Consider the following 13543-nt stretch of genomic DNA (forward strand, 5'->3'; position numbering starts at 1 on the left):
TGTGCGGGATTTATACCGTTCTTTTGCTAACTTCAGTAGGATTGGGCTCATTGTGCGGGATTTATACCGTTCTTTTGCTAACTTTAGCGGGATTGAGCTCATTGTGCGGGATTTATACCGTTCTTTTGCTAACTTTAGCGGGATTGGGCTCATTGTACGGGATTTATACCGTTCTTTAACTGACTTCAGTCGGATTGAGCTCATTGTGCGGGATTTATACCGTTCTTTTACTCATTTTAGCGAGATTGAGCTCATTGTACGGGATTTATACCGTTCTTTTACTAACTTTAGCGGGATTGAGCTCATTGTACGGGATTTATACCGTTCTTTTGCTAACTTTAGCGGGGTTGAGCTCATTGTACGGGATTTATACCTTTCTTTTGCTAACTTCATCGGGATTGAGCTCATTGTACGGGATTTATACCTTAGCGAAATTGAGCTCACTGTACGGGATTTATACCGTTCTTTTGCTTGATTTATTTAGACCATCCTTATTTAGTGGCATTTATGCCCTTCTTTTGTCTGGTTTAGGTAAACCCGTGCTATTTTGAGGCATTTATGCCTTTCTTTTAGCTGATTTAACTGGATCGACGCCATTTAAGGGCATTTATGCCTTTCTTTTAGCTGATTTAACTGGATCGGCGCCATTTAAGGGCATTTATGCCTTTCTATTACCTAGTTTAGGCGGACTGACGCTATTTAGTGGCACTTTTGCCTTTCATTCAAATCATCTCTATATACATAGTAAAAGGACAAGTTGAATTAACAAACCTCAATTGGGATTAAGCTAATACTGTGGGATACATTTGTATAAAATATATGGTTTACAATTCCTAACTTTTGATGCAGAGTAATGAGTGAGTACTCACTCATTATGTACTTAGAGTGTTTAACGCGATGCAGTTCACCATCACCATCACCATCACCATCACCATCACCATCACCATCACCATCACCATCACCATCACCATCACCACCACCTTATCAGCAACATCTTCAACTCAAGCAAGTATCCCAGAACATTCAGAATCGAGGAGATAAACATGGGTTCAGAGGTTCCAGTTATTTCAGTGAGCCATGTCGGGAAAGCGTTTGGAGAGAAACAGGTGCTCGAGGATATTTCGCTTCAAGTGGAACGTGCGGAAACCTTTGGCATACTAGGGCCATCCGGCTCAGGAAAAACAACATTAGTGAAGCTGCTTACAGGTATCGATGAGGCAACCTCCGGCGAGGTGAAAATACTTGGCGTGACGATGCCGAAGCTGACTATGCTGCAACAGATTGGGTATATGGCCCAGTCTGATGCCTTGTACACGGAGCTTAGCGCGAAGGAGAATCTGGAGTTTTTTGCAGCGCTATATGGACTAAAGGGGGAGCAACGCTCCAAACGCATCACAGCCGTAATGGAGATCGTTAATTTACAAGATCATTTGCGAAAAAGAGTAGACCAATACTCCGGCGGGATGAAACGCCGCTTATCATTGGCGATCGCGCTGCTGCATGAACCGCCGTTGCTTATTCTTGATGAACCTACAGTTGGTATAGACCCGGTGCTGCGGCTATCCATCTGGAAGGAACTAAAAGCGCTGAACCAGAAAGGCACCACCATTGTGCTGACCACGCATGTCATGGATGAGGCTGAAAAATGTGACCGGCTCGGAATGATCCGTGATGGCAAGCTACTTGCCGCCGACACGCCTGCCGGACTACTGCAAGCCACCGGTTCAGCTTCTATTGAAGAAGCCTTTTTATATTATGGAGGTGTGCGTTCATGAGAATCCGAGCGATCACCTTAAGGATTTTGCGGCAATTTATTCATGATAAAAGAACGATGGCATTAATGTTCATTGCACCGCTCCTCGTTCTAAGCTTAATGAGCTTGGTCTTCAACGGTGACGCCTATGAACCAAAAATCGGTGTGTCCGGTGTACCTCTAAATATGTCAGCTGCGTTAAAAGAACAAAATGCCACCATCAAAGAATATGCCAGCGCAGAGCTGGGAAAAGGCGCTTTAGTAGAAGGAAAAATTGACGCTTTGATCACTTTGAACGGAACCGCCGGAGATTCGCAAGTTACGCCTCAAGTGCTGTTAGAAGGTAGCAACCCTACAGCCAACAAGGCAGTAATCATGACGCTTCAACAAATCTCCCAGAAGCTTCTTCCAAGCACAAAGGAACAATTACAGCCGCAGATCAGCTATCTTTACGGTTCTGAGAATATGAAGACGATCGACCGTTTCGGTCCCATTATGATTGGCGTATTTGTTTTCTTTTTCGTATTCTTGATTGCAGGTGTATCCTTCTTAAGGGAACGAACCACAGGCACTCTTGAACGCCTACTTTCGACTCCATTAAAAAGATGGGAGATTGTGCTCGGGTATGTATGTGGTTTCGGCATATTTACCGTTTTTCAGGCGCTATTGATCTCATGGTATTCCATACAGATTCTTGGCATTATGATGACAGGCAGCTTTGGTTACGTATTGCTGATCACATTGCTCCTATCGATGACAGCGCTGACGTTGGGCACACTGCTGTCGGCTTTTGCAGCCAATGAGTTGCAGATGATTCAGTTCATTCCGCTCATTATAGTGCCACAAATCTTCCTCAGTGGATTATTCCCGCTCGATACCCTTCCACTGTGGCTCCAGCGCGTTGGCCTCGCTACACCGATCTATTACGGATCAGAAGCTCTGATGGACATTATGGTCCGTGGCAAAGGATGGAGCGCAATTGCACTGGATGTCTATGTACTAATAGGATTTTCGCTGCTATTTATGCTGCTGAATGTATTGGCACTGCGCAAACATCGCAAAATGTAATTTCACAAAAGCTATTATCATTGAAACAAAATGAATCAAGCATGGAGGGTTATTGTAATGAAAGAGCAAGTTTCTACGGAACAAAATATAGAAGAGCAGTGGATAGAAGAGCTGCTGACCCTTGGCAAAGACGAGAAACTGACACCGAAGCAGATTTCTATTCTACAAGCGGCGATTGAGGTATTTTCCGAAAAAGGATACTCTGCGACTTCAACGAGTGAAATTTCTCAGAAAGCGGGCGTGGCGGAGGGAACGATTTTTCGCTATTACAAGACTAAAAATGATCTGCTGCTTGCCATAGTAGGTCCTACCATGAGTCGCATGCTTGCGCCTTTTGTGCTGCGGAATTTCAACGGCGTGCTCGATATGCCCTACGACAGCTTCGAAGAGTTCCTGAGGGCATTTATGATCAATCGGCTGGATTTCGCCCGCAAGAATTTTAAAATTCTTAAGATTCTTATTCAGGAGATTCCTTTTCAGCCAACAGTTAGAGCTCAGTTTGTAGAGAATATTCTTAGCAAAATACTGGAGCGCGTGATTGATATTGTTGAACATTTTAAAGAAAAGGGTGAAATCATCGAGGTCCCTACACCCACACTTATACGCTTCACACTCTCATCTGTCGTAGGTTATTTGATGAATCGCTTGCTGCTGCAGCCAGATAAGGACTGGAATGATGAGGAAGAAATCAACCTGACGATCGCTTTTATCATGCATGGAATAAGTAAAACAACACCCCCTATTTGATGCGCACGCCCGTTCTGTTATCATAAGTACTATATTAAATTCGGACTTTTCAAGATCAAGTTATGAGGAAGGAATTATGTTATGGGCTTTAGTGTATCAGAACGGGTAATCAAACTGCTGTGCGGCAAGTCTATTTTTGAAAAAGGATTAGCTTATTACCAAACTGAAAGTGTCGATATAATTAAAGTTGAAGAATACAATGTCTCCATTCCAGATTTGCCCCGCTCTCGATATGAAGCCATAGTTCAGGGGGCGATCGACTATGAAGTTATGGTGGTCATTGATATTGATGGGGATGTCCAGGCAGAGTGTAATTGTCCAGCCTACTCCCATGGGGGGCCATTCTGTAAACATATCGCGGCTGTGCTAATCAACGTTGACGCCCTTAAAAATGGCCGAGATCGTTCAGAGCTTACCGGAGCTTCGCACCTGTCTTCTATAGAAGATACTGAGATTCTAACCCCACGTATTTTTACAGATACTGTGCGAGACAACGGGGGAAAGTCCAGAGATCAACAGCTCGTGAGCAGCCTACTGGGAATGTTCGGCAACCATACACCGCGTCCTAGCGGTACGGGGGCTTTTGTAGATAACAGACTTCCTCTAAATATAGAGTTTACATGCAAGCCCTTTACTTATAGTTACAGTCACACCATGCTTGGTATAGAAATGAAAGTCGGTCCAAAACGTCTATATATTGTTCAGAAAATAAGGGGATTTCTAGAAAGCGTACACCGCGGAGAATCCTTTGAGTTCTCGAAACATTTTATCTATAATCCTGCCATTTACAGCTTTCGGAAGGAAGATAATGTTGTTCTACAGAAGCTGATTGATATTGTATTAAATGAAAAAATGTACCGCGATAACGTCACTCCCTACTCACCTTATGGGGGGAGTATTGGGGGAGATCGGTTGCTGGCCGTCCCTCCTTTTTTCTGGGAGTCGCTTCAGCCTGCGCTTTCAGAGGTCTCTTCGGTATTTTTGCAACAAGAAGAGATGCTGTACGAAGGCATCCATGTGTCTAATGAGGCACCTCCACTCAGCTTTGAATTTGAACAGGCAGAAGAGGATGGATATCATCTAGATATTCAAGGACTTGAGCAGATTTCGGTCTTAGAAGATTACGGGATGGTACTATCGGAAGGTAAGCTGCTGAAGCTATCCCCTCAAGAATGCATACGCCTTGCTGAAATGAAAAAAATGCTGGATTCCTCCCGCCGAAATGGCATCGATATTGCCCATGAGCAAATGGAGTCTTTTATGGACAAGGTTATTCCTGGTCTGAAAAAGCTGGGCAACGTCCATATCGCCGACTCCATTGCGGATCGGATTGTTCAACATAGGCTTATCGCGAGACTTTATCTGGATCGTGTAAGAGATCGGCTGCTCGCCGGACTAGAATTCCAATATGGTGACATTGTGATCAATCCTTTAGATGAAAAAGCCCATGTTCGCGGGACGAATTTGATTCTTTTACGAGACGGGGAGGGAGAAGCTCGCATTCTGGAGCTGATGGAACACGAATCCTTCGCTAAAACCGAGGGCGGATATATTATGACAGACGAAGAGGGCGAATACGATTTTTTGTACCATACCATTCCACTGCTGGAACCGCTGCTTTCGGTCTATGCGACATCCGCAGTCAAAGCAAGACTGTTCACGAGCACTACACCCCCTAAGGTGAGCATTAGTTGGAATGAAAAGACGGACTGGCTTGATTTTAAATTCGATATGGGGGGGATTCCAGAAGCTGAGATTGTTATGGTTCTGAAATCCCTGCAGGAAAAACGCAGATATTACCGCTTGCCTGATGGGGCCCTGCTACCGCTGGAGAGCGAGGAGCTTCAAGAAATCATTACCTTTATGAATGATGTAGGCATCCGTGAGGGTGAGATCAAAGGGGTGGAATTTTCTCTGCCTGTTGTTCGCGGGTTACATTTGACCTCCACGGATGCTAAGAGTGACTCCATCAAGCTTGGCAGATCCTTTAAAAGGTTACTTGCGAACATGCGGAATCCGGAGAATCTTGATTTTCCTATACCTGACAGTCTGGTTCCTGTGCTAAGGGATTATCAACAGTATGGGTTTCAGTGGCTGAAGACGTTGGCCCATTACCGTTTTGGTGGTATTTTGGCGGATGATATGGGGTTAGGCAAAACGCTGCAAAGTATCGCTTTTCTACTGTCAGAACTTCCAGAGATCCGCCAGAATGGGCTGCCTGCCCTAATTGTCGCTCCTGCGTCTCTCACTTATAACTGGCTTAATGAGCTTAAAAAATTCACGCCAGAGATCAAAGCTGTCATTGCAGACGGTAGTCTAATTGAGCGCGGGCGGATTTTAAAAAATACAGCAAAAGCTGATGTAATCATCACCTCTTATCCGTTGCTCCGCAGAGATGTTCAGCTGTATGCTAAAAAGTCTTTTCATACCCTGATTCTCGATGAAGCACAAACTATAAAAAACCATACTACACAGACAGCCCAAGCTGTAATGGCGCTTCAAGCCCGGCACCGTTTTGCACTTACGGGTACTCCCGTGGAGAATGCGTTGGAAGATTTATGGTCCATTTTCGGCACTGTGTTCCCTGGGTTGTTTCCAGGCAAAAAAGCTTTTCATGATTTACCAAGAGAAACGGTTGCAAAGCGGGCGCGTCCCTTTTTGCTGCGGCGCTTAAAGAGTGATGTGTTAAAGGAACTTCCGGACAAAATTGAGTCCGTACAAGCATGTGAACTGCTGCCGGAGCAAAAAAAGTTATATGTAGCTTATCTCGCCCGTTTGAAAAAAGAGGCACTAAAGCATTTGACCCAAGATAGTTTCGGCAATAATAATCGGATCAAAGTTCTGGCTGGACTAACTCGTCTGCGCCAGTTGTGCTGCCATCCTGCTCTTTTTGTCGATGGATATGAAGGAAGCTCTGCTAAATTCGAGCAGCTGCTCGAAATCATAGAAGAATGTCGCAGTTCGGGTAAACGTATGTTAGTATTCTCACAATTCACAGAGATGCTCGGCCTGATTGGGCGTGAACTAGGATATCAGGGCATTCCATACTTTTATTTAGATGGTCAAACGCCTGTTTCTCAACGAGTAGATTTATGTAATAAATTTAATGAAGGAGAGCGGGATATTTTCTTAATCTCCTTAAAGGCCGGCGGGACCGGGCTCAACTTAACTGGGGCAGATACTGTAATCCTTTACGATTTATGGTGGAACCCTGCCGTCGAGCAGCAAGCAGCGGATCGGGCTCACCGGATCGGACAGAAAAATGTAGTACAAGTAATTCGTCTCGTCACCCAAGGCACCGTAGAGGACAAGATGTATGAGCTGCAGCAGAAGAAAAAGAACTTGATCGATGAGGTCATCCAGCCAGGTCAGGAAAGCTTGTCTACCCTCACAGAGCAAGACATCCGGGAGATTCTGATGATCTAAATAACAATGTTTGAGAAAAAATCAGGGATATCCTGCAGCCTCTATGGCTATCGGGATATCCCTTTTCTTCAGATTATGCAATTGTAACTCCTGCACTAGCGTAGCCAGCAACAGTAGTTGCAACGTCAATGCCAGCCGTGACCGTCGAAGTGAAGACCAACAACAAGCGTTCTCCCACAGTTACAGGAATGCTTAAGCCTGTGGTATTACCACTGCTAATAGTTCCAAGAGCAATTAATCCTGTAAGCGGAGGACTTAACGTAACTAAAGCCCCAGGTACTGCTGTGAAGGTATTGTTAGGTGTAGTAGATCTGTATAATTGAGCCGTGATTGTTACCGTAGAACTCACCAAACTAACGGAAGATGTCGCACTGAAATAGGCTGCCATAGACGTAAGCGTTCCTGTTCTAGGAACCGAGAACGCAAAGTTCAGCAAGGTTCCAGCCGCTCCAGTAAGATCTATAGTACCGCCTGTAATACTGATATTGGTCGCACTGCTACCAAAACCAACTGCACTTGAAGTATTCAAAAGACCCCCTAATACAGTGGTCATAGCAACTGGAAGTCCAGAAGAATATGGAATGATTGCGCCTGCGCCAGCAGCACCTGTGGCTCCGGTTACACCAGCACTTCCTGTCGCTCCCGTTACGCCAGCACCTGTCGCTCCCGTTACGCCAGCACTTCCTGTCGCTCCCGTTGCTCCAGCGCTTCCTGTTGCTCCCGTTGCTCCAGCGGTTCCTGTCGCTCCGGTTACACCAGCAGTTCCTGTTGCTCCCGTTACGCCAGCACTTCCTGTCGCTCCCGTTGCTCCAGCGGTTCCTGTTGCTCCCGTTGCTCCTGCACTTCCTGTCGCTCCCGTTGCCCCTGCACTTCCTGTCGCTCCCGTTGCTCCAGCAGTTCCTGTTGCTCCAGCAGTTCCTGTTGCTCCGGTTGCTCCAGCGGTTCCTGTCGCTCCGGTTACACCAGCACTTCCTGTCGCTCCCGTTACGCCGGCAGTTCCTGTTGCTCCCGTTGCTCCAGCGGTTCCTGTTGCTCCGGCTGCACCAGCGGCTCCTGTTGCTCCAGTACTTCCTGTCGCTCCCGTTACGCCAGCACCTGTGGCTCCCGTTGCTCCAGCACTTCCTGTCGCTCCCGTTGCTCCAGCGGTTCCTGTTGCTCCCGTTGCTCCGACGCTTCCTGTCGCTCCGGTTACGCCAGCACCTGTGGCTCCCGTTGCACCAACGCTTCCTGTAGCCCCAGTAGCACCTGTAATTCCTATATTTTCTCCATATAATTCAGAGTAGACAAGGCGATGAGCAGTCACTAGTTGGCCTGTGCTGCTTTTTCCCCAAACTGAAATTTGAATGGGATCATCAATCATAGTAGGTGTTGTGAATAAAAATTCAAATGAATCAAAGTTTGCATAATAGTCATTAGTAATTACTTGATTAGGAGCTACATTAACCAGCTCACTTACATATAAAGTTCTTGTCCCATTCATATAATAACCTTCGACTTGAACCGTTGACGGAGTGTCATCGCTCTGATTAACAATTTTAAGAGTAATAAGCTGAGTAGGTCTTACGCCGCCTACCAGATTATTTTCTATGGGACCAGTAGATAGTTGACTCAATTTTCAACACCTCATTTTTTATGAAATTATAATACTCGTATTATTTGAATTTCGAAAATCAACTCACCTGAACAAAACTATCCTCAAGAGTTTCGTATAAACTAGGTTTTTATCTATAATCATTCCTCCCACCTGCTCTAAGTTGATAATCTATGAGCCTACAAATCAGTTCATATTTTTTGGCTCTTTATAGTATTATTCTTATTTTGAATTAAGGTGTGGACATCCATTTAAAAACTACCAATATATTTTAGAAACATTGAAGTCGCTTGAATTTTCATAGTGGTAGTACAGTAAGATATAATTCTAAAAAACATTTTTTCGCTCCAGTCGACTCGCGACATATCCTTAACAAAAATAGAGATAACCCGGAAAGCCATACTAATAGCTACCGAGTTACCCCTATTTTATACATCTAACTTAGAGATAATTTAAGTTAATTCATGAATAGACCATACAATCCCTGATGTGTTGGCACCACCCAGATTCAAATTTAAGGTCAAGCCATTCGCTACATAGAACAATCCAATAACATCCCCAGCCGTCAGTGAAAATTCTCCAGCTAGCGTTACTGTTCCGCTTCCTAATATTGCTCTTAAACTCAATACAAGCGCAACATTCACGTCCAGTATAGGGAACAAACCAGTTATTAAGTTTGTTGCTATAGGGGTAGTTCTCTGAACTACGAAAGCAGGATTGACTCCTGCCCCAAGACTTATCGAAAGCGCAGCCGTTGTGGAATAGTTGATGGTCGCTTCAATAGAATATCTGCCTGTTGTTGGAACTGTGTAATTACCCGAAACTGGATTGAAGGACGGACTAGTAAAAGAAGGAGAAGTCACAGTCCATCCCGTAAGTTGAGAAGAAGCAGCAACTGCCAAAGATGACAGACGTGCAGAAAATCCCTCAGCTTGAACGTTCGGTCCGGTTGCTCCTGTTGCTCCTGCTATCCCCGTTGCTCCAGTTTCTCCAGTTACACCTGTTACCCCGGTCACTCCAGCTACTCCTGTTGCTCCGGTTACTCCGGTTGCCCCAGCTACCCCAGTTGCTCCAGTCGCACCTGTTACTCCAGCCGCTCCGGTGGCTCCCGTTGCTCCATTTGCTCCTGTAGCACCCGTTGCGCCAGTTGCTCCATCTGCTCCGGTCGCTCCTGTTACCCCCGTTGCTCCGGTCTCTCCTGCTCCGGTCGCCCCTGTTGCACCTGTTACTCCATCGGCTCCTGTTGCTCCAGTCACTCCTGCCCCGGTTGCTCCCCTTGCTCCATCTGCTCCTGTTGCTCCAGTCGCACCTGTTACTCCAGCCGCTCCCGTTGCTCCAGCCGCTCCCGTTGCTCCAGCCGCTCCCGTTGCTCCAGTCACTCCTGCCCCGGTTGCTCCTGTTGCCCCCGTTACACCTGTTACTCCGGCCGCTCCCGTTACTCCGGCCGCTCCTGTTGCTCCAGTCTCTCCTGCTCCAGTCGCTCCCGTTGCACCAGTCGCGCCAGTTGCTCCATCTGCTCCTGTTGCCCCTGTCTCTCCTGCCCCGGTCGCTCCCGTTACTCCATCCGCTCCAGTCGCTCCAGTTGCTCCAGTCCCACCAGTTGCTCCGTCTGCTCCTGTAGCTCCAGTCACTCCTGCCCCGGTCGCTCCCGTTGCTCCATCCGCTCCAGTTGCTCCAGTCCCACCAGTTGCTCCATCTGCTCCTGTTGCTCCAGCCGCTCCTGTTGCTCCAGTCGCACCAGTTGCTCCAGTCACTCCTGCTCCGGTGGCTCCTGTAGCACCCGTTGCTCCAGTTGCTCCATCTGCTCCTGTAGCTCCGGTCTCTCCTGCTCCAGTCACACCTGTTACTCCAGCCGCTCCCGTTGCTCCAGTCGCTCCAGTTGCTCCATCTGCTCCTGTAGCTCCGGTCTCTCCTGCTCCTGTAGCACCCGTTACTCCATCCGCTCCAGTTGCACCAGTCGCACCTGTTACTCCATCGGCTCCAGTTGCTCCAGTCACTCCTGCCCCGGTAGCTCCCCTTGCTCCATCCGCTCCCGTTGCTCCAGTCGCCCCAGTTGCTCCATCTACTCCTGTCGCGCCAGTTATACCTTGCGTTGCACCAAGTAACTCTGTATGCACAAGTCGATGAGCAGTCACGATTTGGCCAACGCTATTTTTTCCCCAGACTGAGATTTGAATCGGATCATCTACCAGACTTGTAGTTGTAAAAATAAATTCGAACGCATCAAAATCGGCATAATAATCACGTGTTATGACTTCATTAGGTGCTACATTTACCAGCTCACTTACATATAAAGTTCTTGTCCCATCCATATAGTATCCTTGAACAAGAGCCATTGATGAATCAACGTCACTTCGGTTATCAATTTTGACAGTAACATGTTGAGTAGGTCTTACACCCCCTACCATACTATTGTCTATCGGTCCGGTAGATAAATAACTCAATTCCTCATCACTCCTTTAACGTTAACTGTTTCACTAAAAAAATTATTAAATTAATACTGCCTGCTTCTCCCATGCAACTATGCGATGAGGATCTACCAATGCTCCGGAATTCTGTTTTCCCCAGACTGAAATCCCAATCTCTGCTTCAACTTCTTCTACTGTTGTAAACACAAATTCAAATGCGTCTAAGTCGGCAAAATAGTTCTTAGTTAAGACTTGATTGGGTGCTAGATTTACTGTTTCATTCACATACATCGTTCTTACTACATCTAATACAAAACCTTGAATTACAAGGTTATAAGGATTGATAGCATCGCGATTTACTATGTTCACTGTTACGATTTGTGTCTCTCTAACTCCCATAAAAGAACTGTTATCTATAGGTCCTGTTGTATATATTGCCATCTTTTTTGTTCCTCCCCTCTATTACAAATTGAAAGTTTAGTACGGCAACATTAGTTCTATGATTCGAAATGATTAGCTATATACTGCTCTATACAGCTCTATACAGAAATATTCGTAGCTTAAAGTTACGTGTGGACGTTTTTACATAGAATTGTCAGATTTTTTTATTGAAGAACTCATTTCCTATACCCGCAATCTACTAAACTGTTAATTTACATGCTGTATACATTAGACAAGCAAGCTCAAAATCCACTGTTATTGTATCGCTATCCTTACAACGTTGCCGGAAGAAAGCAGCGCTGTTAAGATATACTGACTTTTGCAATCAATCAAAAGATGTGCCTTATAGCTAAACCAGAACATGTCTTCAGAGCTATTCTTCACTTATATTAATTTTCATGTCACAAAAATCCTCAGACGGAATAGAATAATTAGATAAATTCTTTTGAAGTACATCTTTCCAAAAAACTTCTAAAAAATGTGTAGCTCACCTATAAAAAGGTGTACTGCTCAGGTTGGTGAAGCTAGACAGGTTGTACAACAATTGTCTGGATCATGAGGGGGTAAATAATGATTAACAGGAATAGTTTGTTTCAAAGAATTATGGAAATACAAACTGATTCTTCCTTACATGATTTTGGAGGGGGGAGCCCTCTAAATAAATGTTATGTTATGGCATACTTAATCAAGAAATTCGACCTTAAGAATTATGTGGAGATTGGTGTTTATAAAGGAAGAAGTATCTTTTCTGTATCACAAGCTATTAAAGATAATACTGGAACTGCTTATGGAATAGACCCCTATGAGCTCAGTGAAGCCATGCAATACAATATTGATGAAAACTTAAGAGATCAAGTAAATCACTTTGTTGAAAAATTAAATTTCGAAGATCTATATATAAATTTTATTTTAAAGCGAGAAGCATTTGGACTTAAAAATGTAATTGAATTAATCAGAAAAACCTCATCCGAAGCTGTTATAGATTTACAACATATCGAAATTGATATGCTCCATATAGATGGCAATCATGAATATAAGCATGTTCTTGAGGATCTCACCAATTATGCTCCGCTTATTAAAGACGGGGGATTCATTGTTTTTGATGATATCCATTGGGATTCAGTAAGACAATGCTATGACGATATTAAACAGGATTATATTGTTTTATTCGAAACGATGTATTATGGAATTCTAATGAAAAAAGAAAAAACTCAAAAAAATGTAGACCTTGCAAATTTAACCTCAAAAAAGCTAAAAAGTCTTTATACTAAGCTTCGTAATATTGAACAACAAATACAAAAAAAGAAACCTACGGTTAACGTAGGTGTTCTTGCATATAACCATGAAAAATATATTCTACAATGTCTTCAATCTATAGTGACTCAAAAAGGTGACTTTAATTTAAAAATCGTTATCTGTGACGATAAATCGACAGACAAAACAGCCGAGTATATCGAGTCGTTTATTAAAAGCTCTCCGATTCCTAATGGAGTAAACCTTGTATTCTTAAAGGGTGAAGAAAATGTGGGAATGGTTAAGAATTTACAACGCCTATTGGAAGCTTGCCACGGGAGTGACTTTTTAGCATTAATCGATGGTGATGATTATTGGAATGAAGAACATAGGCTGCAAGAGCACATAGACTTCTTAGGAAGCCATCCAGAATGTGCACTTTCGTTTGATAGTATTAATTTATATTGGGAGAACCAAGGTGTATTTGGACCTCATCCCTTACAGTACGCTAAAACTAAAGAGATTTATACTACTGTAGATATCATTCAGTCTAATATAATCGGAAATATCTCCTGTTGTTTTTACGATGCGAGCCACCTGAATCAAATCCCAGATGATCTATTTACCTCCTCCTTTGTTGGGGATTGGATATTAAATATATTCTATTCTCAGTTTGGAGACATCGGTTATATTAATAAACCTATGACCGTTTATAGAAAGCACGATGATGGGATTTGGACTGGAAATAAGACATTTAATCAATTTGAGAAGAAGAAATATCTAATTGAAAGTGTAGATAAATGTAACCAGCTTTTAGATTTTCTTTATGATGAAGAGTTTACTAAAGTGAAAAATCAACTACCAAGATATCTTTGA

The 13543-nt window shown here is 44.2% G+C and carries 10 protein-coding genes; 7 read left to right on the forward strand and 3 right to left on the reverse strand.

What is annotated here, in order from left to right:
• Positions 1 to 52 precede the first annotated feature (52 nt).
• From MKX34_RS25905 to MKX34_RS25930, 6 genes are all read left to right on the forward strand, one after another.
• Positions 53 to 475: a hypothetical protein gene (locus MKX34_RS25905; protein WP_076099433.1), complete on the forward strand. Its 423-nt coding sequence runs from the start codon at positions 53 to 55 to the stop codon at positions 473 to 475.
• Between the two features lie 410 nt (positions 476 to 885).
• Positions 886 to 1041: a hypothetical protein gene (locus MKX34_RS25910; RefSeq protein ID WP_339203736.1), complete on the forward strand. Its 156-nt coding sequence runs from the start codon at positions 886 to 888 to the stop codon at positions 1039 to 1041.
• A 2-nt stretch (positions 1042 to 1043) separates the two neighbouring features.
• Positions 1044 to 1775 carry an ABC transporter ATP-binding protein gene (locus MKX34_RS25915; protein WP_076099432.1) on the forward strand — a complete coding sequence of 244 codons (732 nt, stop codon included), beginning with the start codon at positions 1044 to 1046 and terminating at the stop codon, positions 1773 to 1775.
• Complete coding sequence (locus MKX34_RS25920) at positions 1772 to 2821, forward strand: ABC transporter permease (RefSeq protein WP_036685018.1); 1050 nt, start codon at positions 1772 to 1774, stop codon at positions 2819 to 2821. Before MKX34_RS25915 ends, MKX34_RS25920 begins: the two co-directional genes overlap by 4 nt.
• Positions 2822 to 2878: 57 nt before the next feature.
• The gene (locus MKX34_RS25925) at positions 2879 to 3568 is read left to right on the forward strand and encodes a TetR/AcrR family transcriptional regulator (protein ID WP_036685015.1); all 690 of its coding nucleotides are present in this window, start codon (positions 2879 to 2881) and stop codon (positions 3566 to 3568) included.
• An 81-nt stretch (positions 3569 to 3649) separates the two neighbouring features.
• Entirely contained in the window at positions 3650 to 6994 is a 3345-nt protein-coding gene (locus tag MKX34_RS25930) for a DEAD/DEAH box helicase (RefSeq protein WP_076296945.1), read from the forward strand.
• Between the two features lie 73 nt (positions 6995 to 7067).
• Here MKX34_RS25930 and MKX34_RS25935 read toward each other — a convergent pair whose 3' ends face one another.
• The 3 genes from MKX34_RS25935 to MKX34_RS25945 all read right to left on the reverse strand — a co-directional run bounded on the left by MKX34_RS25935 (position 7068) and on the right by MKX34_RS25945 (position 11434).
• Positions 7068 to 8606, reverse strand: coding sequence for an exosporium glycoprotein BclB-related protein (locus MKX34_RS25935; protein WP_076296944.1), 1539 nt, complete (start codon positions 8604 to 8606; stop codon positions 7068 to 7070).
• Between the two features lie 431 nt (positions 8607 to 9037).
• Positions 9038 to 11029, reverse strand: a complete 1992-nt coding sequence (locus MKX34_RS25940; protein ID WP_143763745.1) for an exosporium protein — start codon at positions 11027 to 11029, stop codon at positions 9038 to 9040.
• A gap of 45 nt (positions 11030 to 11074) precedes the next feature.
• Positions 11075 to 11434, reverse strand: a complete 360-nt coding sequence (locus tag MKX34_RS25945) for a hypothetical protein (RefSeq protein WP_076099427.1) — start codon at positions 11432 to 11434, stop codon at positions 11075 to 11077.
• A gap of 603 nt (positions 11435 to 12037) precedes the next feature.
• On the opposite strand from MKX34_RS25945, the gene MKX34_RS25950 reads away from it, so the two are divergent.
• Positions 12038 to 13543: a class I SAM-dependent methyltransferase gene (locus MKX34_RS25950; RefSeq protein ID WP_339203744.1), complete on the forward strand. Its 1506-nt coding sequence runs from the start codon at positions 12038 to 12040 to the stop codon at positions 13541 to 13543.

Origin of the sequence: Paenibacillus sp. FSL R5-0636, assembly GCF_037974255.1 — a bacterium.
GTDB lineage: Bacteria > Bacillota > Bacilli > Paenibacillales > Paenibacillaceae > Paenibacillus_AQ > Paenibacillus_AQ odorifer.

What these genes read in the sequence shown, in the direction of transcription:
- MKX34_RS25915 (WP_076099432.1), top strand. Translation starts at nt 1,044, where the DNA reads ATGGGTTCAGAGGTTCCAGTTATTTCAGTGAGCCATGTCGGGAAAGCG.
- MKX34_RS25920 (WP_036685018.1), top strand. Translation starts at nt 1,772, where the DNA reads ATGAGAATCCGAGCGATCACCTTAAGGATTTTGCGGCAATTTATTCAT.
- MKX34_RS25925 (WP_036685015.1), top strand. Translation starts at nt 2,879, where the DNA reads ATGAAAGAGCAAGTTTCTACGGAACAAAATATAGAAGAGCAGTGGATA.
- MKX34_RS25930 (WP_076296945.1), top strand. Translation starts at nt 3,650, where the DNA reads ATGGGCTTTAGTGTATCAGAACGGGTAATCAAACTGCTGTGCGGCAAG.
- MKX34_RS25945 (WP_076099427.1), bottom strand. Translation starts at nt 11,434, where the DNA reads ATGGCAATATATACAACAGGACCTATAGATAACAGTTCTTTTATGGGA.
- MKX34_RS25950 (WP_339203744.1), top strand. Translation starts at nt 12,038, where the DNA reads ATGGAAATACAAACTGATTCTTCCTTACATGATTTTGGAGGGGGGAGC.